26 protein-coding genes and 1 pseudogene are annotated in these 24,956 nt (G+C 46.5%); 7 read left to right on the top strand and 20 right to left on the bottom strand.

Annotated elements, in window-relative coordinates; translation table 11 throughout:
* Positions 1–30: 30 nt before the first annotated feature.
* Positions 31–1,725, bottom strand: coding sequence for a septation ring formation regulator EzrA (ezrA, locus tag KZE55_RS03510; RefSeq protein WP_261313299.1), 1,695 nt, complete (start codon positions 1,723–1,725; stop codon positions 31–33).
* A 125-nt stretch (positions 1,726–1,850) separates the two neighbouring features.
* Here ezrA and KZE55_RS03505 point away from each other — a divergent pair, with 125 nt between their 5' ends.
* Positions 1,851–2,306 carry a GAF domain-containing protein gene (locus KZE55_RS03505; protein WP_222259323.1) on the top strand — a complete coding sequence of 152 codons (456 nt, stop codon included), beginning with the start codon at positions 1,851–1,853 and terminating at the stop codon, positions 2,304–2,306.
* Between the two features lie 196 nt (positions 2,307–2,502).
* Positions 2,503–3,108: a 30S ribosomal protein S4 gene (rpsD, locus tag KZE55_RS03500; protein ID WP_047769789.1), complete on the top strand. Its 606-nt coding sequence runs from the start codon at positions 2,503–2,505 to the stop codon at positions 3,106–3,108.
* Positions 3,109–3,249: 141 nt separating this feature from the next.
* Here the strand turns inward: rpsD and ltrA are convergent, their stop codons facing one another.
* From ltrA to yaaA, 5 genes are all read right to left on the bottom strand, one after another.
* On the bottom strand, positions 3,250–4,632 hold the full coding sequence (gene ltrA / locus KZE55_RS03495; protein WP_222259321.1) for a group II intron reverse transcriptase/maturase: 1,383 nt from the start codon (positions 4,630–4,632) through the stop codon (positions 3,250–3,252).
* 543 nt (positions 4,633–5,175) lie between these two features.
* Positions 5,176–6,591: an NAD(P)(+) transhydrogenase (Re/Si-specific) subunit beta gene (locus KZE55_RS03490; RefSeq protein ID WP_222259320.1), complete on the bottom strand. Its 1,416-nt coding sequence runs from the start codon at positions 6,589–6,591 to the stop codon at positions 5,176–5,178.
* Positions 6,591–6,923: an NAD(P) transhydrogenase subunit alpha part 2 gene (locus KZE55_RS03485; protein WP_047769794.1), complete on the bottom strand. Its 333-nt coding sequence runs from the start codon at positions 6,921–6,923 to the stop codon at positions 6,591–6,593. Before KZE55_RS03485 ends, KZE55_RS03490 begins: the two co-directional genes overlap by 1 nt.
* Before the next feature lie 17 nt (positions 6,924–6,940).
* Positions 6,941–8,146 (bottom strand): NAD(P) transhydrogenase subunit alpha, encoded by a 1,206-nt coding sequence (locus KZE55_RS03480; RefSeq protein ID WP_222259318.1) that lies wholly within the window; start codon positions 8,144–8,146, stop codon positions 6,941–6,943.
* Positions 8,147–8,302: 156 nt separating this feature from the next.
* Positions 8,303–9,055: a peroxide stress protein YaaA gene (gene yaaA, locus KZE55_RS03475; RefSeq protein WP_222259316.1), complete on the bottom strand. Its 753-nt coding sequence runs from the start codon at positions 9,053–9,055 to the stop codon at positions 8,303–8,305.
* An 87-nt stretch (positions 9,056–9,142) separates the two neighbouring features.
* On the opposite strand from yaaA, the gene KZE55_RS03470 reads away from it, so the two are divergent.
* From KZE55_RS03470 to KZE55_RS03455, 4 genes are all read left to right on the top strand, one after another.
* The gene (locus KZE55_RS03470; RefSeq protein WP_222259314.1) at positions 9,143–9,619 is read left to right on the top strand and encodes a YueI family protein; all 477 of its coding nucleotides are present in this window, start codon (positions 9,143–9,145) and stop codon (positions 9,617–9,619) included.
* The gene (locus KZE55_RS03465; protein WP_222259313.1) at positions 9,620–10,921 is read left to right on the top strand and encodes a replication-associated recombination protein A; all 1,302 of its coding nucleotides are present in this window, start codon (positions 9,620–9,622) and stop codon (positions 10,919–10,921) included.
* A 463-nt stretch (positions 10,922–11,384) separates the two neighbouring features.
* Positions 11,385–11,678 carry a hypothetical protein gene (locus KZE55_RS03460; RefSeq protein WP_222259311.1) on the top strand — a complete coding sequence of 98 codons (294 nt, stop codon included), beginning with the start codon at positions 11,385–11,387 and terminating at the stop codon, positions 11,676–11,678.
* A 65-nt stretch (positions 11,679–11,743) separates the two neighbouring features.
* Complete coding sequence (locus KZE55_RS03455) at positions 11,744–12,235, top strand: universal stress protein (RefSeq protein ID WP_222259309.1); 492 nt, start codon at positions 11,744–11,746, stop codon at positions 12,233–12,235.
* Positions 12,236–12,571: 336 nt separating this feature from the next.
* Here KZE55_RS03455 and KZE55_RS03450 read toward each other — a convergent pair whose 3' ends face one another.
* The 4 genes from KZE55_RS03450 to KZE55_RS03435 form a co-directional block, all read right to left on the bottom strand.
* On the bottom strand, positions 12,572–13,324 hold the full coding sequence (locus KZE55_RS03450; protein ID WP_222259307.1) for a hypothetical protein: 753 nt from the start codon (positions 13,322–13,324) through the stop codon (positions 12,572–12,574).
* Positions 13,309–13,608 carry a hypothetical protein gene (locus KZE55_RS03445; RefSeq protein ID WP_222259305.1) on the bottom strand — a complete coding sequence of 100 codons (300 nt, stop codon included), beginning with the start codon at positions 13,606–13,608 and terminating at the stop codon, positions 13,309–13,311. Before KZE55_RS03445 ends, KZE55_RS03450 begins: the two co-directional genes overlap by 16 nt.
* A gap of 62 nt (positions 13,609–13,670) precedes the next feature.
* Positions 13,671–14,558 (bottom strand): 3-hydroxyacyl-CoA dehydrogenase, encoded by an 888-nt coding sequence (locus KZE55_RS03440; protein ID WP_222259303.1) that lies wholly within the window; start codon positions 14,556–14,558, stop codon positions 13,671–13,673.
* A gap of 117 nt (positions 14,559–14,675) precedes the next feature.
* Positions 14,676–15,518 (bottom strand): helix-turn-helix domain-containing protein, encoded by an 843-nt coding sequence (locus KZE55_RS03435; RefSeq protein WP_222259301.1) that lies wholly within the window; start codon positions 15,516–15,518, stop codon positions 14,676–14,678.
* Positions 15,519–15,716: 198 nt separating this feature from the next.
* Between KZE55_RS03435 and KZE55_RS03430 the strand changes: the two are divergent.
* Positions 15,717–16,754 (top strand): annotated as a pseudogene (locus tag KZE55_RS03430) (IS30 family transposase).
* A gap of 165 nt (positions 16,755–16,919) precedes the next feature.
* On the opposite strand, the gene KZE55_RS03425 reads toward KZE55_RS03430, so the two are convergent.
* The 10 genes from KZE55_RS03425 to atpD all read right to left on the bottom strand — a co-directional run bounded on the left by KZE55_RS03425 (position 16,920) and on the right by atpD (position 24,947).
* A complete protein-coding gene (locus tag KZE55_RS03425) occupies positions 16,920–18,053 on the bottom strand; it encodes a D-alanine--D-alanine ligase family protein (RefSeq protein ID WP_222259299.1) in 1,134 nt (377 codons plus the stop codon).
* Between the two features lie 120 nt (positions 18,054–18,173).
* Positions 18,174–18,473, bottom strand: a complete 300-nt coding sequence (locus KZE55_RS03420) for a glycine cleavage system H family protein (protein WP_222259297.1) — start codon at positions 18,471–18,473, stop codon at positions 18,174–18,176.
* 12 nt (positions 18,474–18,485) lie between these two features.
* Positions 18,486–19,679 carry an FtsW/RodA/SpoVE family cell cycle protein gene (locus KZE55_RS03415; protein ID WP_222259295.1) on the bottom strand — a complete coding sequence of 398 codons (1,194 nt, stop codon included), beginning with the start codon at positions 19,677–19,679 and terminating at the stop codon, positions 18,486–18,488.
* A gap of 55 nt (positions 19,680–19,734) precedes the next feature.
* Positions 19,735–19,959, bottom strand: a complete 225-nt coding sequence (locus KZE55_RS03410) for a DUF2969 domain-containing protein (protein WP_222259293.1) — start codon at positions 19,957–19,959, stop codon at positions 19,735–19,737.
* Complete coding sequence (yidD, locus tag KZE55_RS03405) at positions 19,929–20,213, bottom strand: membrane protein insertion efficiency factor YidD (protein WP_222259886.1); 285 nt, start codon at positions 20,211–20,213, stop codon at positions 19,929–19,931. Before yidD ends, KZE55_RS03410 begins: the two co-directional genes overlap by 31 nt.
* Before the next feature lie 6 nt (positions 20,214–20,219).
* Complete coding sequence (gene mreB, locus KZE55_RS03400) at positions 20,220–21,209, bottom strand: rod shape-determining protein (RefSeq protein WP_222259291.1); 990 nt, start codon at positions 21,207–21,209, stop codon at positions 20,220–20,222.
* A gap of 119 nt (positions 21,210–21,328) precedes the next feature.
* On the bottom strand, positions 21,329–22,630 hold the full coding sequence (gene murA / locus KZE55_RS03395; RefSeq protein WP_222259289.1) for a UDP-N-acetylglucosamine 1-carboxyvinyltransferase: 1,302 nt from the start codon (positions 22,628–22,630) through the stop codon (positions 21,329–21,331).
* Positions 22,631–22,647: 17 nt separating this feature from the next.
* Positions 22,648–22,878, bottom strand: coding sequence for a DUF1146 family protein (locus KZE55_RS03390; RefSeq protein WP_222259287.1), 231 nt, complete (start codon positions 22,876–22,878; stop codon positions 22,648–22,650).
* A gap of 194 nt (positions 22,879–23,072) precedes the next feature.
* Complete coding sequence (locus KZE55_RS03385) at positions 23,073–23,507, bottom strand: F0F1 ATP synthase subunit epsilon (RefSeq protein WP_222259285.1); 435 nt, start codon at positions 23,505–23,507, stop codon at positions 23,073–23,075.
* Between the two features lie 12 nt (positions 23,508–23,519).
* On the bottom strand, positions 23,520–24,947 hold the full coding sequence (gene atpD / locus KZE55_RS03380) for a F0F1 ATP synthase subunit beta (RefSeq protein ID WP_047768008.1): 1,428 nt from the start codon (positions 24,945–24,947) through the stop codon (positions 23,520–23,522).
* Positions 24,948–24,956 lie beyond the last annotated feature (9 nt).

The following is a 24,956-nucleotide window of genomic DNA, read 5'->3' as shown; positions in this document are numbered from 1 at the left end:
GGCAAAATCTTTTGTCCCTGGTCCAATCAATTAATTATTTTCACTGTAATAGCTGTCCTCAATCCGCTTGAACGAACCCGGCTCAACTTTCTCAAGGGCCGTACCGATGGCCTCAAGGCTCTTGGTATATTCATACTTGCTAAAGAACTTTTGTGATTTTTCCGCTGCCTTTTCAATCTCCTCATTATCAGAGAAGCGGTTAGCATACTGAAGAAGCCGTTCCGTTAATTCTGCACTATCACGTAAGTCGTTGGTCTTCACTTGAAGGCTTTCCAAGTCGGACTCAACCATGATCAGTTGCTTAGTGACATCATCCATATTGATCTTGTACTCATGCAATTCGGCGTTTAGCTTTTTAACCTCATCGCTAACGCCCATAAAGTAGTCCACGTAGTCCTGGGAAACGCCCGGCAAATTCAACTGCTCAACTTGGCGCTTAATTGTCCGCAGGTCTACTGAATATTTCTGCAACATCTTGCGTGCCCGCTGTTCATCAGTTTGCAGTTTGGCAACCTCGTCGTTAATTTTTTTCTGCTTCTCCTCAACCGTCGTGAGTTCCTTTTGGTTAGCCTTTTGCCGGTCAACAACCTGACTATAAATCACGGTCTGATCAGCAAAAGCCTTCTGGTCCTCTTGGAACTGCTTGTTGATGGTCTTAATCTGCTCATTTAATTGCCGGGCCGCTTCAATCTCATTGTTGTTAAAAGTATAACTGAGGTTTAATCGCCGCAGCTCAGCAATTAATTCTTCATTCTGGTGTTGAGCATGGGGGATAAATTGGCCCATCACATCCATCAGGTGCTTGGCTTCCGGCTGAGCATCAATTTCCTTTTGCATTACCCCATAGAGACTATCAATTTCGTCAGCCAGATCCTTATTTGACTGGGTAACGATATCAATTTCTAAGTCATTCAGCTGGACAACCGTTTGCTTCAATTTTTCCTGTAGCTGTTCAATCTTAATATCCAGCTTCTGCTCAGTGAAGTTAAAGTGGTCCTTCTTTAAGGTAGCGTAACCCTTTTGCAATTCATCCAGTTGGTCTGGAAACTCGGTGACCAATGGCTTATATAGTTTGGGAACTGTCTTTAAAAGGTGATCAAACTTTTGGTTATCGTTTTGTAATTCAGAGAGAATTTCCTGGGCCGCTTCCAAGTCTCCTTTATTAGTAAGATCAACAAACTTCGCAAACCGTTGTTCCAGGTCATTAAGTTGCTGGCTCAGTTTCTTAATGGTATCCCCGTATTCAAAGTTCTTTTCATCCAGCTGCTGGTGAAAATGACGGTACTGCCGACGCAGGTGATCAATTGCCTGGTGGTGCCGCTGTTCTTGTTGTTGAAGGTCCTGTAAGGTCTTTTGAATTTTTTGTGCTTCATTACTGATCCGGCCAACCAGGGTCCGGTAATCGTTGATTGCTGAATTGATGGTAAGCAGTTGGCTGGTCTTAACCGCAGCCTGTAATTCCTTGCCGCGTGTCTCTACCTGCTTAAGCTGTGGGATCAGCTCCTCTTGGTACTTTTTCTCTAGCCTATTAAAGGTTTCCTTAGCATCACCAATCAGTTGCATCTTTTTTCCCTGCGCCAATTGACTAGCAAGGTCTTCCTTCTTCAAGTGGTCACCAACGGCCTGCAACTCCTTGATTTGGCTAATTGCCCGGTGTTGAAACCAGCTAATTCCAATCAATAATACTAAGATGACAACTAAAACTGCGATTAAAATTTGAAACATCAATTTCCCCACCTAATTATTTGGTCAAAATTGACAAATTCGCCATTTTGGCCATAAACTTCTAGCTAAAATTATACCATAATCACTATTGATTGCTGGCAGTAATTACAAAGGAGTTATAAGCATTGACAGATTTTAAACTAATTTTGCAACAATTATCAGCCCTGTTAGCTGGTGAACACCAGTCAATCACTGTCATGGCCAATACCAGCGCCCTGGTTAACCAAGTAGTTTCCCAGCTTAACTGGGTGGGATTCTACCTTTACGACCATGATAAAGATGACCTCTTTCTCGGACCGTTTCAGGGTAACGTTGCTTGCATGCACATTAAGCCGGGCCATGGGGTATGCGGAACCGCTGCTCAGCATCGCCACATGGTTAACGTTGAAGACGTCAGTAGGTTCCCTGGTTACATCTCTTGTGATGCCGATTCGCAGTCTGAACTCGTTGTTCCCCTCGTTATGGATGGTAAACTGATTGGTGTCTTTGACATTGATGCCCCGGTCAAGGGCCGTTTTGATGACGACCTGACCAAATTTCTTATTGATGTAGCCGCAATTGTGGTCAAAAGCATTGACTAGCGGTGGTCAGACATGGTAAACTATTCTTTGTGTAAAATAATGCAGCAGTGAGGAGCAAGCTCGTCAACAGACTGGTGCCCAACGGCGTTTTTAGTAACCCAGCTGCAAGGGTGAAAAATTCAAATCAGCCTGCACGAATGTCAAGCTCACAATCGGATTATTTTACTCCAAGAAAATTTATTGGAGGAATTTATTTATGTCTCGTTATACTGGTCCAAGTTGGCGTGTATCACGTCGCCTTGGCGTTTCACTTTCAGGTACTGGTAAGGAATTAGCTCGTCGTCCATACGCTCCTGGCGACCACGGTCGTGACCGTCACGGTAAGCTTTCTGAATATGGTACGCAACTTCGTGAAAAGCAAAAGCTTCGTTTCATGTACGGAATGACTGAACGTCAATTCTACAACCTCTTCTTACGTGCCGGTAAGATCAAGGAAGGTACCCACGGTGCTAACTTCATGGCATTGCTGGAACGTCGTCTTGACAACATGGTTTACCGTCTTGGTTTGGCTACTACTCGTCGTCAAGCTCGTCAATTGGTTAACCACGGCCACATCACTGTTGATGGCAAGCGGGTTGACATTCCTTCTTATGAAGTTGATGTTAACCAAGTAATCGCCGTTCGTGAAAAGTCCAAGAACCTGGACATCATCAAGAACGCGGTTGATGCGGTTGTTTCTCGTCCTTCTTACGTTGACTTTGATGCCGATAAGCTGGAAGGTAAGTTAAACCGGATTCCTGCCCGTGAAGACATGGATGCTGATATCGACGAAGCCCTTATCGTTGAATTCTACAACAAGTAATCTTTAATGGTTGCTTATACGAAAAGCACTGCTTTGGCGGTGCTTTTCGCTTGTGCAATCGAGTAGGAGATAATTGATTAGTTCAATTATCGACCTCTCACACCACCGTACGTACGGTTCCGTATACGGCGGTTCGACAACTTAATCACATTGAATTGACTGGAGCGTCTTGGACATATTCATAAGTCCGAGTTGTTCCAGTTTTCTATTAGTTAGAGAATAGCTCAAGGTCTTACTATGTGCAGTTCGCCAGTAGCCCTTTCGGGTACTAGCGAAGACATATGCATCATGCTGGAACAGCCCCAACTTCTGTAAGTTAGTTACCTTAGTTTTAAACTTTTTCCATTGCTTCCAAATATACTGCCTTATTCGGACCCTCAACCACTTGTCAAGGCGTTGAATAAAGTTAGTTAGTTTCCCAATTGAGTAGTACTGAAGCCACCCACGCATTTTTCGGTGAATTTCTTCAAACATTCTTGTCAGAGATATTCCACGATTACGTTTAGTTAATAACTTCAGTGCTTTCTTTACTCGTTGTTGCGATTGTTTAGCTGGACGGGCGTAGGCCCCATTGTGGTCTACACCCAACGAAAAGCCAAGAAACTTCAACCGTAGCGGGCTACCGACTTTGGTTTTATCTGGGTTCACTTTAACTTTCAAGCGCTTTTCTAGAAACTGGGTAATGCTTCGCATTACTCGTTCTCCGGCTCGTTGACTTTTAACATAGATGTTACAATCATCCGCATAGCGCACAAAGTGGTGACCACGTCTAGTCAACTCTTTGTCCAACTCATTTAGATAGATGTTCGCCAGTAGTGGTGACAATGGCCCTCCTTGTGGGGTTCCTTTTTCACTCTTAGCGAAAAGCCCATGGTCTAAGACTCCGCTAGTTAGAAACTTACGAATGAGTCTTAGTGTCCATGGGTCATCAATATATTGTTGGAGATACTTAATCATCAAGTCATGATTAACGTTATCAAAATAGGCTTTTAGGTCTAAGTCGACAACTCTTCGATAACCTTGATTATAAAGATCTACTACTTTTGAAATAGCGTCATGGGCCCCACGGTGGGGACGGAAGCCAAAGCTATTATCAGAGAAAACACGCTCAAAGATAGGCGTAAGAATTTGGGCTACAGCTTGTTGAACCATTCGGTCCACCACCGTTGGTATTCCAAGTCTTCTTACTCCACCATTAGGCTTCGGAATTTCTACCCGTTTGACTGGAGCTGGTTTATACTTGCCCTCACGCAAACTAGCGATCAGTTCCGTCTTATTTTCTCTGAGATATGGCAGAAGGTCATTGACTGTCATATCGTCAACACCTGCTGCTCCTTTATTTCTCTTAACTCGCAAATAAGCCTGATTAAGGTTATTGCGATCCAAGACCAGGTCTTGGATAGTGACACTCATACCTTTACCTTCACCATAACCGGTACTACGCGCCCTTGTGTACTTTCGGTTTTCCAAACCTATCCTCGACAAGCGGTCAGCTTGTTGTTCTGTTTTCTGCGATTGTCGCACCTGATTACACCTCCGATATAAGTTACAAGTTATTGTCGTTCAGTCCTTCATCTGATTATTCAAACTACTATGACCTCGGCTGACTTCTGGCTTACTCAACACTGCATCACTGTACCGCTTGTTTCTGTGGGAATTAAACTTATTCCTCTTGTCGGAAACGTGTAGGCCAGATCTCCCCGGGTAAGAATATTAGCTTTCGTACCATGTCATCGTTAGCTTTACTGAGACCAACTTCGAGTAGTATTGGACTTCAACTTGTCTAGCAGCCTTATCCAGTTAATTTCAGCCTTATAGCTACTTCTTGTTCATCGATGCAGTACTTTGCCTTAGACTTCCTTCAGATTCCACCTCACGGTGGACACCCTTGTCCTCAGCTCATGGTTCCGACTACTACGGCCCATAGCGGACTTTCACCACCTAGCTAATACCCATGCCGGGCGCACTAGAAAAGCGGCTGGTGAGGAAATCTTGTTTCCTCACCAGCCGCTTTTTTGTACAAAAAATGAAGCCATCCGATAGATAGCTTCATTTTATGCTTATCAACTATTCATCCAAGTATTCCTTGGTAGCTGCAATGATGTCCTTCAACCCCTTCTTAGCATCGGCGAAGAACATGTGGGTCTGGTCGGCACTAAACAGTGGGTTAGCAATCCCGGCATAACCAGGGTGCATGGACCGCTTAATGACAACAACGGACTTCGACTTATCAACGTCTAGAATTGGCATCCCAGAAATGGCGTTACCGGACTTCCGGGCCATTGGGTTGGTAACATCGTTAGCACCAATAACCAATGAAACATCAGTGTTTTCAAACATTGAGTTAGCTTCATCCATTTGCTTCATTTGTTCGTAAGGAACGTTAACATCGGCCAGCAAAACATTCATGTGACCAGGCATCCGTCCGGCAACCGGGTGGATAGCGTAGTTAACATTAATCCCATGGTCAGTGAGGAGCTTAGCCAGTTCCGCAACTTCATGCTGGGCCTGGGCAGCAGCCAAACCATAACCAGGAACGATCATAACATTGTGAGCGTAAGCTAATTGCAGGCCAACATCATCAGCAGAAGTTTCCTTAACATTAACCGGAATATCATCAGAAGCACCAGAATCGCTGGCACCACCGCCGAAACCACCGGCAAGGATGTTAGCAACAGACCGGTTCATTGCTTCGGCCATTTGCAGGGTTAAAATCGTCCCAGCAGAACCAACAAGGGCACCGGCGATAATCAAAACTTGGTTATCAATAACGAACCCGGCAAAGGCAACCGCTAAACCGGTGAAGGCGTTCAAAAGAGAAACAACAACTGGCATGTCGGCACCACCAATTGGCAAGGTCATTAACAGACCGAATACCAAGGCAGCAACTAATTCCAGAACAAGTGCCCAATAATTTTGTGGGTAACCGATCATCCAAACGGCACCAACAATCATGGCAATAATTGCCAAGCCATTGCAAAGTCGGCTGCCGGGGAAGGTAATTGGCTTACCTGGAACGTGACCAGCCAGCTTACCAGCGGCAATCAAAGAACCTGAGAAAGTCGTACCCCCAATGATAACGTCGAGGACAACTGGAATTGACAAGATCAGTTGAAGACGGGTACCCGCCGCAACTTGTAAGTAGTCAAAAACACCAATTGTTGCGGCAGCACCACCACCGACGGCGTTAAACAGCGATACCAGTTGTGGCACATCGGTCATCTTAACCTTACGAGCCTTAACGACCCCGTAACAAATCCCGATTGCTAGACCGGCAACAAGGGCAATCCAACCGGCAGCGTCGATTTTACCACCAACGATAATCGTGATGATAATCATAATCACAGCAAGAGCCATCCCGACACAGGAGAGGCCGTTACCTTTCCGGGCCGTCTTTGGTGACCGCATCAAGTGGACACCGACAACGTAGCAGATAGCTGAAATCAGGTAAATCAAAGAAGAACATGTTTGTAAGGCACTCATTATTGTTCGCCTCCATCCTGCTTATTATCTTTTGCAGGTGCTTTACCACCCTTAGGACGGTCAAACATCCCCAGCATCCGGTCAGTTACGGTGTAGCCACCGGCAACGTTAACTGCGGCAAAGAAGGCACACAGGAATGCCAGGATATAAAATCCCCAATTATTAGCTTCCGCGGCAACAACGAAGGCACCAACGACAACAACACCGTGAATGGCGTTCGCACCAGACATCATTGGCGTTTGCAGGGTTGCTGGAATCTTGCTCATAACTTCAAAGCCAACGAGGAGACTTAAAACAAAAATTGCTAAATTAGAATATAATTGTTGACTCATATGATCGCTCCCCTTCTCTACTTTTGCGCCTTAGCATCAGGCTTAGCAGCTTCTTCATCCTTTTGTGGTTCTGGCTTCTTAATCTCAGGCAGACCCATTTGTGAACGAAGCCGACCGGAAATAATCTTGCCTTGGTAAGTAGCAACCAATTCGGACATAACATCATCTGTCGTGTCAATCTTGATGTTACCTTCCTTATCAAGGAGGGCCTTAATAACTGCTTGAATGTTCTTTGAGTACATTTCAGAAGCACTCGTGGCCAGTTCACTTGGCAGGTTATCGGCACCGACGATCTTGGCCCCGTTGTCAGTCGTAACGACTTCGCCCGGCTTAGAACCAGCAACGTTACCGCCGAGTTCACTGGCCGCAATATCGATAAAGATTGAGCCCGGCTTAGCGTTTTGAACCGACTTTTCAGTTACTAACATTGGCGGCTTCTTACCAGGAACCCGAGCCGTTGTGATCACAATGTCACTGTCCGCAATGAAGCCAGCAAGTTCATCTTGCTGCTTTTGCTGTTCTTCCTTCGTCAGTTGACGAGCATAACCACCCTTACCGGCAGCAGATACAGAACTCGTCAGGAACTTAGCACCCAAGGATTCAACTTCACCCCGTGATGCCGGACGAACATCGTAACCAGAAACGATTGCACCAAGTCGCTTGGCAGTACCAATAGCTTGCAGGCCAGCAACCCCGGTCCCTAAGACAAGGACCTTAGCTGGCTTGGCGGTCCCGGCCGCCGTGATCATCATTGGGAAGTAACGCATGAAGTGGTCGGCAGCAACCAATGCAGCCTTGTAACCAGAAACAGAAGACTGTGAACTCAAGGCATCCATTGTCTGGGCCCGTGAAACAGTTCGCGGCAGTAGTTCAAATGACAATGCCGTGACCCTTGCATCGGCTAACTTCTTCGCAACATCATGATCAACTGACAAGGACAAAAGTCCTAAAAGCATTTGGTCAGCCTTCAGCTTACCTAAAGTGTCATCGTCCGGACGGTTAACAACCGTAACGATGTTTGCCTGATCAATTGCCGCTTGCCGGTCAACGACCTGCGCACCAGCATCAACATACTGCTGATCAGCGAAGTTGGCTTTTGCACCGGCGCCTTTTTCAATTAAGACCTTATTGCCTTGCTTGACAAGTCTCTTAACGACACTCGGTACCAAAGAAACCCGGTGTTCACCATCGGCCTCCTTCAGCGCTGCAATTACAATTGCCATAATTATTCCTCCTTACTATTCACTTAACCGCTTTCACTCTTTATCATAGTCTAATTTGTGTTTTAAATCACATCTTTTTGGACATTTTTTTAAATTTAAGTCTTTTTGCAATGCAGAAATAAGCATTAGCTACTACTCTGCTAAGCTTTTAGGACGTTATAATTTTTTAAGAGCAAAAGCTAGGACCTCATTACTGGACAACTCCGGGTAGTAGTGAAAACCACCAACCTGGAATTGTTTGACACCCGCTAAATCAGTAATCTGATTTTCCGCAATGTAGCGAACCATCGTCCCCCGAGCCATTTTCACCTGAGTAGTCTTTTGTTTAATTCGACCATCAATAACTTCGCCGAAACGGCACTTAACGAAGTGACGGTTATTATTTAAATACGGCAAAATGGCCTTTTCGTATTCTGCTGAGGCCAAATCCAAGACTAAATTATCGTTGGTAAACAGGTCGTTAGCAAGCGTCTCACCCCAAAACTGGTAAAGGTTCTTAGTTCCTGCAACATGGGCACAATCACCCATCCCCAATCGGTAGGGCACAATTCCATCAAACGGCCGAAGTAGGCCATAAAAACCGGACAAAATTCGTAGGTGTTGTTGGATATATTCCAAACCCGCATCAGTAAAAACGTCCGGTGCCATGTGCTGGTACTGAAGTCCCGTAAAAGCGATGATGGCCGGGGTAAGGTGCTGCCTTAGGTCCATTTTCTGCAGCCACTGGTAGTTCTTATCCGCTAAACGAGTACTACAATTCCACCACAGCTGGTGAAGTTGATCATAGCTAAGACTCCGCATCCACTCAAGAATCTTGGTCGTTTTGGCCAAGTACTTTGGAAGGTCCTGGTAGGAAAATGAATCCTCGTCAACAGTTATCGTTCGTGCTGGTGAAATTACAATCTGCATTTTGCTTACCCTCCTGATTCATTGTTTAAGCTTCTCACTGTGTTAATGGTACAATAATAACAATATCCTTTTTAAGGAGGAATTTTAGTGGTAGAAGAAAAAAAGTCTGCTGTCCAACAACGACTCGATAACGGCATCTATGGGGCCAAAAAGATCAAGCCAGACGAACAGCGCAAATACCTAGGTACCTTTCGTGAACGAGTCTGCTTAACTATTTCCGTTGCCGAACTCCACGAAAAAAATTGGCAACCTGAACTAGCAGCTGAACTAGCGAAAGGGATTGGTAACCTTGTATCTGTTAACGGCAACCTCCCCCACGAAATGGTTCACGGCTACATCCAGACCGCAGCCAAGGCGGGCGCTGAGTTTACGATGAAGACCGACCCAGAATATAGAGTTGAGCCCGCATCCTTAGCGATTGTTGTTGCCGCTAAAAAGGCGGTTTTCCAGTCACCCGTTGACGTTAAAAAGCGTTACCCCCAACAGGATAATAACCAGCAAGAATCAAATAAAAAGGAGGACGGGGGCTTTTTCCACCGTCTCTTTCACCGGGAGGGTCGTTAAATGCAACCACTAGCATACCGAATGCGTCCCCGAACGCTCGATGAAGTAGTGGGCCAACAGCACCTCGTCGGTCCCGGCAAGATTATCTACCGGATGGTCAAGGCCAGAATGCTTTCGTCAATGATTCTCTATGGGCCACCGGGCACAGGAAAAACTAGTATTGCCAGTGCCATTGCCGGGTCAACCAAGTACGCTTTCCGCAAGCTAAACGCCGCCACCGATAGTAAAAAGGACCTTCAAGTGGTTGCCGAAGAAGCCAAAATGAGTGGGACCGTCATCCTATTACTCGATGAAATTCACCGCCTCGACAAGGCGAAGCAGGACTTCCTCCTTCCCCACCTGGAAAATGGCCGAATCATTCTCATCGGGGCGACAACGGAAAACCCTTACATCAGTATTAACCCGGCCATCCGCAGTCGGGCCCAGATTTTTCCGGTCCACCCCTTGAGTCCTAACGACATCAAAGTAGCGATTGGTCGGGCATTGACGGACAAGGAGCGCGGGCTTGGCAAAATGCCTATCGTCCTCGCGGCCAATGCAGAAGAGGAATTGTCTCAGGCAACTAATGGCGACCTGCGAAGCGTCCTAAATGGTCTTGAACTTGCCGCCAAGTCAACCGACCCGGGCTCCGACGGTAAAATTCACCTGACCCTGCCCATCATCGAAGAGAGCGTGCAGAAGAAGGCCCTCAGCGCAGACAAGAACGGTGATGGTCACTATGACGTTATCTCCGCCTTTCAGAAGTCCATTCGGGGGTCCGACGTTGATGCGGCTCTCCACTACCTGGCTCGGCTAGTTGAGGCCGGTGACCTGACATCGATCGTTCGCCGACTGATGGTTACCGCCTATGAAGACATCGGGTTGGCTAACATGCCAGCGGTCCAGCGGGCGGTAACAGCCGCCCAGGTGGCCCAACAAGTTGGTCTTCCGGAAGCGCGAATTCCCCTTGCCGACGTGGTGATTGAACTTTGCCTATCACCGAAATCGAATTCGGGAATTAGTGCTATTGACGAGGCCCTCGCCCAGGTAAAGGAAGGCGGCTTCGGCGATATCCCACCCTATCTCAAGGATGCCCACTACAAGGGCGCCGTAAAGCTTGGTCACGGGGTTGATTACCAATTTCCCCATGACCATCCCCAAGACTGGGTCGCTCAGCAGTACCTTCCTGACCGAATTAAGGGGGCCCAGTACTACCAGCCAAAACAAAATGGCCGGTTCGAGCAGGCACTTGGTAACCAGTACTGGCAGCTGAAGCGCGCCCAGCGCCAAGGACTAAAAGGTCACCACCACCCCACGAACTGATTGCCTATTTGACCAAATGATGCTAAGATAATAGTGAAAATTCTGTAGTGTACGCGTTGTCTAAACGCAGGTTTGCCTTACAGTCTTTTTACTTTGGGACTAGTGTCTTGTCCTTTTTACAACATGCCTTTTCACTTGGTAGTTGGCGACTGGACAGCCATGCCCCACCTGTTTAACATACAGGTCAACACTGAATGACAATTAACGGCACCAACGGAGTTTTCGTACATAGTCAAAATTAGAGGGTGAGAAAAAGCTACATTTTTCTCACCCTCCTTTCAGTCTTCAAATATTACACAATAATCGTGGAAAAACCACAGGTTAGTGTCTAGCGCCGCGCAGCAAGCCCATCGATTACGAAGAATCTCCGGCTTGTACCGTATCCTATACTAGCCAAGGATGTACTCCGATGCTTCTTCTAAGTTTTTCTCACAAATTCTACACTGATAAGGAGAATTTCATAATGCTTTTACCGCTTTTTGTGACCCTCTTTGGCCTGATTGCCCTCTTTGAAGGGGCCTTCTTTTTAACCCACCTCCATAAGCCCTTTATGATCTTCGACCCCCTGAAGAGTAAGTTTGTCGCTAGTCAGCTTAAAATCTGGGGGATCATCATGACTATAATTGGTATCGTTACCGTCGTAGCGGCCTGGACTAATAGTGTCACGTTCATTGTCATAATGGTAGTGATTGGTTGCATTTTAGAGACCCAGATGGCTTTTTCAATCACCAGCGAATTCCGCGCAAAGTATCGCTAGATTGCTTTACCCCCCTAGTCTGAAAAGTGTATAATAAAGGTAAACAAGCTTAAGGAGGCACTATTATGGCACAAACATACAAACACATCTTGGTTCCAGTTGATGGATCTGCGGAAGCTGAATTAGCCTTCAAGAAGGCCGTTGCCGTTGCTAAGCGGAACGGGGAAGATGCCGAACTGCGTCTATTGCACGTTGTCGACACCCGGGCTTTCCAAAACATTTCAAGCTTCGATACTTCAATGGTTGAACAGGTTACCGACACCGCCAAGAAGACCCTTGACCAATACATTGAATACGCCAAGAAGCAAGGTGTTAAGAACGTCAGCTACTCCATTGAATATGGTGCACCAAAGGCCATCATTGCCCGTGATGTCCCAAAGGAAATGGGTGCTGACCTAATCATGATCGGGGCTACCGGTCTAAATGCGGTTGAACGGATTCTGATTGGTTCCGTTACCGAATACGTTACTCGGACTGCCCTCTGCGATGTCCTGGTTGTTCGGACCGACTTGGAAAACAAGCCCGTTGTCAACCCAAAGAAGCGGAACAAGCGTTAAAATAAAAATCTTAAAATAAACAACGAGGCTGGGAGAAAACGAAATTTTCTTCCAGCCTCCTTTTCAGTTTTCAAATATTACACAATAATTGCGGAAAACACGGACTAGCTTCGGGTCGAAGTGTGCCCCACGTGTCTAGCGCCGCGCATCATGATCATGATATTGATGGACCCGTGCCGTACCGATGATTGGTCCTATACTAGCCAAAGGTACACCCCAATGTTTTTCCCACGTTACTTTTCTAAGTCACACATCAATTACGAAAATAATTAAATATCTATGCAACTTCACACAATGAGTGAGAATTTCCCGCAACCGACTAGCAAAATTATTTAACTAAACTAACGGTAACATCGTCGGTTGATCAAGAACGTGCTGGTAGCCTGCGGGGGCTTCAACACACTGGGGGATGACATCAACACTTGGTGCCGCACTCGTGACGTAACTTTCCTCTAGTGGGATCATGTTCTGGACCTCAACATCAATGGTTGGAATACCAGCAATATAGATATGATTATCAATTGCTGGTTTCTTAACAATATCGTTGCAAATCTTGTGGACGTAAATCAGGCTAACCTTCTTCTCACCACCAACATAACCACTCATGGTGAAGCGGTGCCCCATCATTGTCCCCTTCTTAATCAATCCAAATGCCTTTGGATGAAGATCCTGGGGAGCGGTAAATACCTCGTGCGTAACTTTAACATCATCAAACTTGAGTCCCAACCGGTCGCCCATCTCGTAAACGGCAGCAATGTAATAAGCGGCAATGCCGGCCTTTAACTTATCCTGAGGGAATTTAGCAGGATCCATCCCGTAACCAAAGACCTTAACCCAAGAAGAAGTGTTGTTCTGATCGTCCTCACCAGACTGAACGGTGAGCTGGTCAACATGGTCAACCAAGTTACAAAGGTACAATGGCAGGTGTGAAGCATAGAAGCCCGGCAGTAAACCACTCGGCATGAAGGTGACACCATTCTTTGCAGCGGCATCGTTAATCATTTTGTACAGGTCCGGAGTGGTGACTTGTGAGTAGTAAAGCGGAATGGTCGTGATACAGTTTTTCTTAGCGTTTAAGACCTTAACCATGTCCTCCGCACTTGGTGTAAAGGCCCCCCCGTCTTTGGCTCGTGACGAAGCGGCGTGTATACTAAGACTACATCGGCATCCAGCTTCAGCGCTGCATCGATATAATCCGTGACCTTAACACCAACGTCCGGAAAGCCAAATAGCCCGGCAGCATCTTTACCAACCTTCTCCGGGTCATTATCAACCGCAGCAACCAACTTCACTGACTGGCGTTCACCAATCATTCGCACGGCAGCGCGACCGACATTTCCAAGTCCCCAAATAATAACACGATACTGTTTCATAGAAACTACTCCCTTTCTAGGTGCATGGGTAACCACTGGTGCAGAGCTATTTTCAATCTTAGTTACTTAAAAAAGTCCGGATTCTTATACTCGGGATTAGGGTAATGGTAGAATCCCTGCCCCGCTTCGACACCCGTATGACCGGCATCAATCATTGACTTCAGTTTGTCGGCAATCTTTTTAAATAGTTCATTATTCGTTTGCTGGTACTGGTTCAGAACTACGGCATAGGTCGTCCGGAGACCCACAATATCCTGAATCATGAACGGACCAAGTGGGGACCCGTTGGAAATCATCCAGTCCTTATCGATGGTGTGCGGGTCAGCAACCCCGTTTGCCCATAGTGCCATCCCCGCATTCAATAGTGGGACCAGTAAGGCATTCATAATGTAACCGTGCTGCTCCTTTTTCAGGACCACTGGTACCATCTTAATTGACCGGGCAAAGGTAGTCAGGTCTTCAATAACTGCTGGGTCGGTCTTCGGATTACCGACGATTTCAGCAACGTTATGCTTCCAAATGTGGTTGGCAAAGTGTAAGTGGGCAAACTTGCTTGGCCGGTCAGTAAAGCCAACCAGTTCACTCGGAATGAAGGTAGATGAATTACTCGTTAAAATCGTTTTCTCCGGGAGAAGCGGGCAAAGTTCCTCATAGAAGGCCTTTTTGATCTCGACCGACTCAGAAACAGATTCAATTACCAAGTCTGCATCAGCCACGGTCGCCTTTAAATCGTTACTAATATCAACAATGTTGTCCATTGCGGCCTGGTAATCAGTCGCGGATGCCTTCATCTCCTTCATGAACGGATCCTTAATTACGGCCAACCGCCGTTCTGCCCGATCAATGTGCCGGTTCCAGATTTTGGCCTGGTAACCACACCGGGCTGCTTGAAATGCAATTTGACTGCCGAGCACCCCTGCTCCAGCAACCACAACGTTTTTTATTTCCATAACAACGCCTCCTCATAATTCTCTGCACATTTTAATTTTATCATATTTTGGCAGCGCTTTCAGACCAAGAGAAAATAAAACCCACCCCCTAATTAGAGGTGGATTGGTGCCTTGTTACTATTGCAGTTTTTCCAAGTCCTTAACAATACTCTTCTCCATTACATTCCCGTGACGGGCGATGGACAAGCTCTTAGCAACTTCCAAATTTTCCTTGGCTTTCTCCTTATCACCAAGTTCAATGTAGCTCCGGCCGACATACATGTAAAGTTGGTCAAGCAAAAAAAGTGATTCCCGTTCCCGGCAAAGCTTGATCCCCCGCTCAGCACATTCAATTGCTTTCTCAGGTTCACCTAGCCGCCAATAGAGTTCGGCAGTCTGGCAGTTAATCGAGGCCCACTGGTGGAGGCTGCCGATTAGTTTCTTGTTATCAATCAACTTCACTGACCGGTTAGTCAGCCGTACTGCCCGCTCACGATCATTACGCTTGAGGTAAGCAAGCGCCATCCCCGCCGTTGTCATTGCCAGGTAGATATTGGCACTGGTGGTAGCAAACTGGGTCAGGACTAGCTCAAAGTTAAAGATGGCATCGTCAATATTGCCGTCCTTAATCTGGACCATTCCTAAGAGGTAATAGTAGCGCTGCTTATCAAAGTCGCTGTTTAAATCCTTAACCCGAATCTTGTCAATTAACTTCTTTGCTTTATCAAGTTCCTGATCCGTTAGCGCATCAATAATCTGGTTGAAATTATCATTAATTCCACTAACTTCTTTTTCAATAATTCGGTCCGGCTGGATATTCAGCCGCTCACAAATGGCAGTCAAAATATCCATCTTTGGTAGGCGATCCTGCTTTTCCATTAGACTAATCGTTGCTTGAGTGCAGATTCCTTCAGCCAATGCTGTTTGCGATAAACCTCGCTTGCGGCGAATCTTTTTTAAAACATCTCCACGGAGTTTCATTGGTTATCATCCTCAATTTATTACTAATAATTTATTCCGTTATAAAATCCCTTTTACTCAGTTTTTTATTATAACACTAATTATGAAATTTTTTCTAAAATTGCCGGATTTACAATCTAAGTGCAACATCATAAATTAAACAAAAAGGCCATGAAGACCTAAACTTAAATTGACCAAAAAATAAGAAAGGTGATCTTCATGACTCAGATTGATTCTAACATTCCTCGTCACTACCATCAACTAACTAGTGAGCAGCGTAGACAGATTGAGGCACTACATGATCTGAACTGGTCTAATGCCGCGATCGCCAGAAAGCTTCACTGTCATCGGTCAACGATTGGTCGTGAGCTTAAACGTGGTCGTGTCTTACAGCGTAACTCAGATTACTTCCTTTACCATCACTACTATGGTGAAACGGCGCCAGCCAAGCATGAACAGCGGCGGCTGAAATGTCATTGTCATTCCTTGCTTAAACGGGGCCATTTCTTCTTTAAGCTCCTAACCAAACAGCTGGGCAGCCAATTTAACGCGATGAGTGTGGACGAGTTTATTGGCTAGTTCAAGTTAAAGTTTCCTGACCAGTTTTGTCCGTCAACGCCAACTGTTTACCGCTATATTGACCAGGGACGGTTAGCCATTAAGAATCTTGATTTACCACAGAAGCTAAGTCGGCATCTAAAAAAGCACCATCGTTCCCACTCTCGGCAAGCAGTGAAGCGGCCGGGAGTTTCAATTGAAAAACGCCCGCAAAAGATTAATCAGCGCCAACGTCCTTTTGATTGGGAGGGGGATTTAGTCAAGGGGGTTCGGCGGAAGAATCAACCAGCCCTGATGACTCTAACAGAACGCTTAACGCGCTTTGAGATTGTCATTAAGATTCCCAATTACCGAGCAGGAACCTGTCGTCAAGAGCTTCAGAAGGTGATTAATTACCATCCAAACTGGTTTAACTCGATCACTTTTGATAATGGTGCCGAATTCTCTACATTGGCTAAAATTAGACATGCCAAGATTTACTTCGCTCACCCGTACTCACCTTGGGAACGCGGAAGCAATGAAAACAATAATGGACTGCTTCGTCAATTCTATCCCAAGGGCCAACCCATTAAGCAATCCCTTCTCTACCTCCACCAAGCAGTCCAAGCTATCAATACCAAGCCCCGCAAGCTTCTTCACTACCACACCGCTCAACAATGTTTTCATCAATATTTAGCTTCACAGCCATGTTGCACTTGAGTTGACAATTCGGGTTTTTCTAAAATTGCTCATTAAATCTTTTAATTCACTTTTCATAGATAAACGTTTGTTACCATAAAAAAAGGGCTGCAAAACGGTTACAGTCCCACTTATCGATTAATATATTAATAGCCAAAGTCCTTGTTGATCTATAGCTAAAAGGATTTATTCGTTGTACTTCTTCTGACCAACGTGTTCTTGTCCCAGTTCGCGAAAATCATACTTAATTTGACTATTTCGCTTAAACTCATCTAAGCCAAGTTGAATCAGGCAATCAATCAAATCAGAATAAGAGATTCCAGAGACCTCCCACATTTGCGGATAAAGACTGATGTTAGTGAATCCTGGCAAGGTATTGGGCTCACTCAGATATGGAACATTATTGGAATCAACCAAAAAGTCAATCCGGGCCAGTCCCTTCATATCCAGTACCTTGTATGCCTTCAGGGCCATATCAGTAATCTCATCGGTTAAATACTGCGGTAGTTTAACTGGTAATTCGAATACGACCCCACTAGCGTCGACAAACTTATTTTCATAATCATAGAATGGATCGCCCTTCGGTACCCGGACCGCACCAAGCTTGGAAGCAATTGGGTGCTCATTACCCAAAATGGAGATTTCCACTTCTTGCGGGTGATCAACCCCTTGTTCAGCCAGGACCTTAAAGTCGTACTTGAATGCATCCTTAAGTGCTGCCGCGTACTCCTTAGCGTTAGTAACCCGGTGGATTCCCACTGAGGACCCCTGCTTAGCCGGCTTGATAAAGATCAAGTCACCCAGGTCTTCTTCCAAGCGATTCCAAGGATAATCGGCTTGGTTTTCAGGCGTCAGCAGGACGTATGGGGTATTGCGAATCCCCGCTTCGTTCAACATCTTCTTGGTTAGGTCCTTGTCAAAGGAAAGGGCGCTTGCCGCGATGTTCGAACCCACATAAGGTTTGTTGAGTAGCTTGAACAGGCCCTGAACTGTCCCGTCTTCTCCCAGGTTACCGTGAATAACCGGGTAGAAGAAGTCAATCCCGGACAGCTCATTTAGGGCCATGATTGGTGCCAGGGGCTTAGTCAAGTCCATCTTTTGGTAAGCATCCTTGACGACCTTATCTTCTTGTTCCCCGTCAAAGATCCGCTGCGAATCTTCATTGTTTAACAAGATTCCGTCTTTAGTGAACATAAATAAACTAACGTCGTACTTGTCCTTGTCCATCGCGTCATAAATGTTGTGCGCCGAGCGCTTGGAGACATCATGTTCAGATGAATTTCCACCAAACAACAATGCAACACGCAGCTTCTTAGTCATTAGAAATACCACCTTTTCTTTTATTTAAACCGAATTCTCAGAACCTTAAGAATATCATAAAAATAAGTGTTTATCAACAATCAAAAAAAGGGCACCACATAGGGGTACCCTTTTAATTTACTACTTAACATCAATGATCCAGTTCTTTTGTTCATCATCACTGGACAAGTCCTCTGGACTGTCTGCCAGCTTATCATTGACCGCCACAATCTTCCCAGTAACCGGACTTTCCAAGTCAGTAACGGCCTTCTCCGCTTCCACAGAGAGAAACTTACCGCCTTCGGTTAACTCGGTCCCCGTTTCTGGAAGGTCGATAAAGCTCACTTCACCAAGATCGTCGCGCCCCTGATCGTTCAAGCCAATCCGGGTCGTTCCGTCAGCTACCCGCTTTGTCCAAAAATAGTTATTCTTTGTTGCCATATTCGCACCTCATTATCTAAACTCACGATTGCTGCTAAACATGTATGAGTGGTGGTGATAACGCATTGACATTATCATCCCAATCCCAATTAAATTCCCAATCAAGGATGACCCCCCGGCACTGATGAATGGTAACGGAATACCGGTCAGTGGTAGGAGGCCAATATTCATCCCAATGTTTTCAAAGATGTGAAAGAGGATCATCATGATGACTCCAGTTGAGATGTACGCGTAAAATTCGTTTCGCGTATCAAAAGTTACCCGAATCATCAGGTAAATCAGCAGGAGGTAAACCAGGATCAACAGGGCACTGCCCACAAAGCCAAAGTTTTCCCCAATTACTGAAAAAATCATATCCGATTCACGAACGGGTACATAGACCTTGGAATTATTGAACCCGGTCCCCGTGATTCCACCGGAACCAACGGCCTTAATACTCTGCCAGAGCTGGTAACCCTGGTTGGTCGTATCCTGTTCCGGATGCAGCCAGGTGTCAACCCGGTCGAATTGGTAGGCCTGAAAGCCAATGTGTTCCAGGATAGTCCGCCCCACGGAACTCGTCACCATGGCTAGTGCGGACCCGCCGACAACAGCTAAGGCGCCGGCTGCAGGTGCCAAGATCTGCCAGGTTACCCCGGAAACCAGGACCATCCCACAGAAGATGGCAAAAAAGACCAGGGCCGTCCCAAAGTCATTTTGAAAGTGTAGGGAAATCAAGACTGGCAAAAGCCACAAAAACATTGTTCCGATTAAGTGCCAGTCACTCCGCACCGTATGAACCGGGTAGCGGTTATTGTGGGTCGTGATGACCCGCCCCATCATTAAAATATACGCGGGTTTCATTATTTCGGACGGCTGGAACGTAAACGGCCCGATTGCAAACCAACTCTTTGCCCCCGTATTAACGTAATACGAGCGGCTATAGAATACCAGGATGGCAAACATCAGAAAGATGCTAGCCCAGTAAACAATCGGGGCAATCTTCCATAGCTGCTCCGCATCAAACTGCATAATTACGACCACCAGGATAATCCCCACGGCGTACCACACCAACTGGGTAATTACCTGACGAGCAACACTAACAGATTGACGGTCATGGCTTGCCGCAACGTAAATTGACGCTAAACCAATTAACGCCAGCAGCAAAACACAAAAAATGATTCCCCAATCAATCCGACTCTCTTCATCATTTTGCAAATGTTGCATTACCTAACTCCTTTATGCCATATTTTGACAAGAAGAATTGGCCACCACAAGCGGTTTAGTGTTGGTGCAAGTGGTATTGCTGCAGAACAATTTCCAGCCCTTCTTCTTGCGAGCGAGCGTTAAACTCACTTTGATCCGCCGTCAGCAAGGCTTTAAAGCGATCATTATCGGTGATTACCTCCCCAATAAGGCGGCCACCAATAAAGATCTGTTGGACAGGTTGATGCCGACGTTCAATATCCTTAACACTTACTTCAATTTTTTTATCCTTTTTTGACACGTTTTCACCCTTAAATTATTTTGTTGACGTTGAAAAGTAAAATGCTGGGGCACCGGGTCATAGCCGCCCTTAACAAAAGGGTGGCAACGCAGAATCCGGACAATTCCCAGCAGTGCGCCCTTGGTACCAAACCGTTGCAGGGCCTGAATCATATACTCTGAACACGCGGGGTAATAGCGGCAAACCCGGTAAGGACGACGCGCGGAAATTCCCCGTTGGTACCCTCGTATTAAGCGACACAAAAAGTGCACCATCACTTATTACTTCTTATCAGCCTTTTGCATTCGTTCCAACATCTCACCGGCACCCTTGGCCACGTTATCCAACGGATCCTGGGAAACGACCACTGGGACCTTCAGGCGGGAGCTGAAGAGCTGGTCAATCCCGTTCAACAGGGAGGTTCCTCCAGTCAGCATAATTCCCCGGTCAATGATGTCACTAGCTAATTCTGGTGGAATCGTCTCTAAGACGTTAATGGTAGCAGTGACGATTTGCTCCAGGGTATCGTGGAGTGCTTCTTCAATTTCATTTTGGTTAACAGTGACCTGTTTTGGCATCCCGCTAGCCACGTCCCGACCACGAACATCCATTTCCTTAGGTTCATCTACCTTGAGAGCGGTCCCAATTTCCATCTTGATGTTTTCGGCAGTATGTTCACCAATCACCAGGCCGTCCTTATCCTTGATGTAGGCAGCGATGTCGTTATTCATCTTGTCCCCGGCCATCCGAATTGATTGGCTAGCAACAATATCACCAAGTGACAAGATAGCGATATCACTAGTACCACCACCCATGTCGATTACCATGCTTCCGCGGGGCTTAAAGATATCCAGCCCGGCACCAATGGCAGCAACTTTTGGTTCGTATTCCAGGTAAACTTTGCCCCCACCGGACTGTTCGGCGGCTTGAATAATTGCTTTCCGTTCAATTTCCGTGATGTTAGTTGGAGCACAGATCATGATGTTTGGCTTAGACATGAAGCCCTTAACGCTCAACTTACCGATGAAGTAGGAAAGCATTTCCTGGGTAACATCGAAGTCTGAAATGACCCCGTTCTTCAGTGGCCGAATTGCCCGGATGTTGCTTGGGGTCCGGCCCACCATTCGGTAAGCTTCAGACCCCACTGCCAAAACTTTGTTGGTTTGAGTATCGATTGCCACAACAGAAGGTTCATTCAGGACAATCCCCTTGCCCTGCACATAGATAAGGACGTTGGCAGTCCCTAAATCGATTCCGATATCTTTAGCCATTCAACTTATCTCCTTTTCGCTTGATGCGGATTTCCTGCTAATCAAAGCGCTTATTTTTAAGTTAATATCGTTCGTATTATACCACATCTCAGGTGGTTACTCCTCGTTACTTCCCCGATTTACCCCGGGTTGTTCATGGGGGTCAGTTTAAACTGGTCTTCGATGTCGCTCCGGTCAATCTGGGCCCCTAGCTTCTGTAGCTTCTGGTAGAAATGAAAGTATCCGCGGTCCAAACAGTCTGGCCGCCTTACCTGAGTAATACCCTTGGCAACCAAGCCAGCCAGGACCAAGGCAGCACCCGCGCGGAGGTCAGTGGCTGCCACTTCAGCCCCACTAAAGCGACTCGGGCCCAGCAGGGTAGCCACTGAACCGTTGATTTGGAAGTGGGCGTTCATTCGTCTTAGTTCTTCTAAGTGCATGAAACGCTTCTCAAAGATGTGCTCTTCCATTGTACTGGTCCCATTAGCAAGGAGCTGAAGAACAGTCATCTGCGGTTGCAGGTCGGTCGAAAAGCCCGGATACGGCATCGTTTTGACCGCAGCCGGTAGCAGTATGGACGTCCCGAGGACCCGGATTCCGTTTGCCTGCTTAATCACGGTGACCCCCATCTCTTCTAACTTAGCAATGAGTGAGACACTGTATTCTGGGACCGCCCCGTTGACGATTACGTCACCGTTGGTAATGGCCGCGGCAATCATGAAGGTCCCGGCCTCAATTCTGTCCGGCATTACCGTGTATTCTGCACCGTGGAGGAAGTAGACCCCCTGGATACGGATAACCTTACTTCCGGCCCCATGGACCCGGGCACCCATCTTATTGAGGAGGTTTGCTAGTTCCACAACTTCGGGCTCACAGGCAGCGTTTTCAATCGTCGTAATTCCCTCAGCCATGGTTGCGGCCATCATAATATTTTCCGTTGCCCCAGCGCTGGGAAAATCAAGGGGAATTCGGGTACCGACCAGGTGGTTACAAGAGGCCTCAATGAAGCCCGCATCCTGCTTAATCGCAGCTCCCAGCATTTCCATCCCCTTCAGGTAGAGGTCAATTGGCCGGGCCCCGATTGAACAGCCCCCCGGTAAGGCAATTCGGACGTAGCCGGTCCGGGCTAATAGCGGTCCCATTACTAACAAGGAAGCCCGCATCTTACCTACATAATCGTATGTTGCCTCTGATGATAAGGGGGAACTGCCGTTGATGACTAACTGGCGTTCCTTTTCTCCATACGCGGTTTTGAGGTTCAAGAACTGCAAAAGCCGGTCCATAACCTGCACATCAGTCACTGGCGGAACATTGTTTAAAATAACCGTTCCCTGAACGGCAAGAATCGCCGCCGCCTGCATTGGCAAGACTGCGTTTTTGGAACCTTCCACCGCAACCTTACCCTTTAAGGGGTGACCACCCTTGATAATTATCTTTTCCATAACAAACCTCCCCAGCACTAACGAACTAAGTATGTAAGGTTACCAATCGCTGTGATGATTCCGAGAAAGAAATTAGCACAGAGGTAACCAATGGCTGTTGCCAATAAAACAATCATCAACGGCAGGGTGCGTGGCGGGCGTTTGAAGAGGCACTCAATATGAAATCCCTGGATAGCCGTAAAGGCCAGCCAGATGAAGAGAAATTGAACGATAATTTCAAATAGTGCGTGTATTCCCGTTACTTGCATTCCAAAACCTCCTAGCAGCCATTTTGTATCATATCATAACATTTCTAATAATGAACCGTTAACCAAAAAGTTTAACCATTAATTAAAAGGTCTGCCCCTTTAAACGGCAAATGGCCGTCCATATCTACAGAGATATGGGCGACCATGGATGAACAAGAAAGGGACCAGTTAGCCCTGCCCCCTTCTTGGACAAATTATTGTAGTTTTTTGCTGTACTTTGATGCTTTCAAACGGTTAATTGCCCGCTTAAGGTGAACTTCAGCCCGGGCCAAGTCATCCTTATTGTGACTCTTCTTAGCTGCTTCAATCGCCTTTTCGGACCGTTCCTTCGCATGTTGAGCACGTTCAACGTCAATCCGTTCTGGCAGTTCGGCACTGTCAGCCGCAATTAGCGCTTCATGGCCATCAAATTGCATGATCCCACCGTTAACTGCGGCAACTTCGTCCTCACCGTCATCATGTTTGACGCGAACAACACTGATCTTCAGAGAAGCAATCAGAGGCACGTGGTTAGCCATGATTCCCATTTGTCCACCAGCGGTGTTCATGACAATCATAGTTGCCTCGTCATTATCATAGATAGTGCCATCAGGAGTAATAATGGTGACCTTAAATTTACTATCAGCCATAAATTATCCCTCCTAATCTTCTGCGTTTTCTTGGTCAGTCTCAGCCTTCATTTTCTTTGCTTTTTCTACAGCATCGTCGATTGTCCCAACCAGTCGGAATGCTTCTTCCGGAAGGTCATCATACTTACCCTCAAGAATTCCCTTGAAGCCCTTGATGGTGTCCTTCAGTGGAACATATTTACCTGGCGTACCAGTAAATTGTTCGGCAACACTGAAACTTTGGGAAAGGAAGTTTTGAATCCGCCGTGCACGAGCAACGATTGTCTTTTCTTCATCGGACAATTCATCCATCCCGAGAATAGAAATGATGTCTTGTAATTCATGGTACCGTTGAAGAACGTGTTGAACTTGGGTAGCGACTTCGTAGTGTTCCTTACCAACAATTTCAGGAGTTAATGCCGTTGAAGTTGATTCCAGTGGGTCCACGGCTGGGTAAATACCAATTTGGGTCAGACGACGTTCAAGGTTGGTAGTTGCATCCAGGTGGGCAAAAGTCGTGGCTGGTGCAGGATCGGTGTAGTCATCGGCAGGAACATAAACGGCTTGAATAGACGTAATGGAACCCTTCTTGGTTGAAGTAATCCGTTCCTGCAACTGACCCATTTCAGTAGCCAGTGTTGGCTGGTAACCAACGGCTGAAGGAATCCGCCCTAACAGGGCAGAAACTTCTGAACCGGCCTGGGTAAACCGGAAAATGTTGTCGATGAACAGAAGCACGTCTTGACCCTTAACATCACGGAAGTATTCCGCAATCGTCAGACCAGTTAAGGCAACCCGCATCCGGGCACCAGGTGGTTCGTTCATCTGACCATAGACCATGGCGGTCTTTTCAAGAACCCCGGAGGCCTTCATTTCGTAGTACATATCGTTACCTTCACGGGTCCGTTCACCAACACCTGTGAAGACAGAAATACCATTGTGACCTTGGGCGATATTGTGAATCAATTCCTGAATCAAAACGGTCTTACCAACACCGGCACCACCGAACAGACCAATCTTACCACCACGAACATATGGGGCCAGCAGGTCAATAACCTTAATACCAGTTTCCAAAATTTCCGTGTTGTTGTTTAATTCGTCGTACTTTGGTGCATCACGGTGAATTGGCATCCGCTTTGCGTCAGGGCCAAATTTCGGTCCGTTATCAACAGGTTCACCTAAGACGTTAAATACTCGTCCCAGAGTATCGTCACCAACTGGCACACTAATTGATGCACCAGTGTTTTCAACTTCCATTCCCCGCTGAAGACCGTCGGTTCCGTCCATGGCAATCGTCCGAACAACCCCGTCACCCAGTTCAAGGGCAACTTCAGTCGTCAAAGTCTTGTCATCACTTTCCTTGATCTTCAAAGCATCGTTAATTTCAGGAAGCTTACCGTCTAAGGGGAATTCAACATCGACAACTGGTCCGATAACTTGTACAACTTTACCAGAACTCATGTTGTTTCC

The organism is Limosilactobacillus panis (assembly GCF_019797825.1).
GTDB classification, from domain to species: domain Bacteria; phylum Bacillota; class Bacilli; order Lactobacillales; family Lactobacillaceae; genus Limosilactobacillus; species Limosilactobacillus panis_A.
Note: the sequence above shows the minus strand (reverse complement) of the source record. Positions and strands in the feature narration are given on the sequence as shown.

Bases quoted from the DNA above. Each gene is read 5' to 3' on its own strand.
- KZE55_RS03445 (WP_222259305.1), bottom strand. From the start codon at position 13,608: ATGAAACAGTATCGTGTTATTATTTGGGGACTTGGAAATGTCGGTCGC.
- KZE55_RS03425 (WP_222259299.1), bottom strand. From the start codon at position 18,053: ATGACTAAGAAGCTGCGTGTTGCATTGTTGTTTGGTGGAAATTCATCT.
- KZE55_RS03460 (WP_222259311.1), top strand. From the start codon at position 11,385: ATGCTTTTACCGCTTTTTGTGACCCTCTTTGGCCTGATTGCCCTCTTT.
- atpD (WP_047768008.1), bottom strand. From the start codon at position 24,947: ATGAGTTCTGGTAAAGTTGTACAAGTTATCGGACCAGTTGTCGATGTT.
- KZE55_RS03435 (WP_222259301.1), bottom strand. From the start codon at position 15,518: ATGAAACTCCGTGGAGATGTTTTAAAAAAGATTCGCCGCAAGCGAGGT.
- KZE55_RS03485 (WP_047769794.1), bottom strand. From the start codon at position 6,923: ATGAGTCAACAATTATATTCTAATTTAGCAATTTTTGTTTTAAGTCTC.
- yidD (WP_222259886.1), bottom strand. From the start codon at position 20,213: ATGGTGCACTTTTTGTGTCGCTTAATACGAGGGTACCAACGGGGAATT.
- KZE55_RS03390 (WP_222259287.1), bottom strand. From the start codon at position 22,878: ATGCAAGTAACGGGAATACACGCACTATTTGAAATTATCGTTCAATTT.
- KZE55_RS03385 (WP_222259285.1), bottom strand. From the start codon at position 23,507: ATGGCTGATAGTAAATTTAAGGTCACCATTATTACTCCTGATGGCACT.
- murA (WP_222259289.1), bottom strand. From the start codon at position 22,630: ATGGAAAAGATAATTATCAAGGGTGGTCACCCCTTAAAGGGTAAGGTT.
- rpsD (WP_047769789.1), top strand. From the start codon at position 2,503: ATGTCTCGTTATACTGGTCCAAGTTGGCGTGTATCACGTCGCCTTGGC.
- KZE55_RS03465 (WP_222259313.1), top strand. From the start codon at position 9,620: ATGCAACCACTAGCATACCGAATGCGTCCCCGAACGCTCGATGAAGTA.
- KZE55_RS03415 (WP_222259295.1), bottom strand. From the start codon at position 19,679: ATGCAACATTTGCAAAATGATGAAGAGAGTCGGATTGATTGGGGAATC.
- KZE55_RS03455 (WP_222259309.1), top strand. From the start codon at position 11,744: ATGGCACAAACATACAAACACATCTTGGTTCCAGTTGATGGATCTGCG.
- KZE55_RS03480 (WP_222259318.1), bottom strand. From the start codon at position 8,146: ATGGCAATTGTAATTGCAGCGCTGAAGGAGGCCGATGGTGAACACCGG.
- KZE55_RS03450 (WP_222259307.1), bottom strand. From the start codon at position 13,324: ATGGTTAAGGTCTTAAACGCTAAGAAAAACTGTATCACGACCATTCCG.
- KZE55_RS03420 (WP_222259297.1), bottom strand. From the start codon at position 18,473: ATGGCAACAAAGAATAACTATTTTTGGACAAAGCGGGTAGCTGACGGA.
- yaaA (WP_222259316.1), bottom strand. From the start codon at position 9,055: ATGCAGATTGTAATTTCACCAGCACGAACGATAACTGTTGACGAGGAT.
- KZE55_RS03490 (WP_222259320.1), bottom strand. From the start codon at position 6,591: ATGAGTGCCTTACAAACATGTTCTTCTTTGATTTACCTGATTTCAGCT.
- ezrA (WP_261313299.1), bottom strand. From the start codon at position 1,725: ATGTTTCAAATTTTAATCGCAGTTTTAGTTGTCATCTTAGTATTATTG.
- KZE55_RS03440 (WP_222259303.1), bottom strand. From the start codon at position 14,558: ATGGAAATAAAAAACGTTGTGGTTGCTGGAGCAGGGGTGCTCGGCAGT.
- mreB (WP_222259291.1), bottom strand. From the start codon at position 21,209: ATGGCTAAAGATATCGGAATCGATTTAGGGACTGCCAACGTCCTTATC.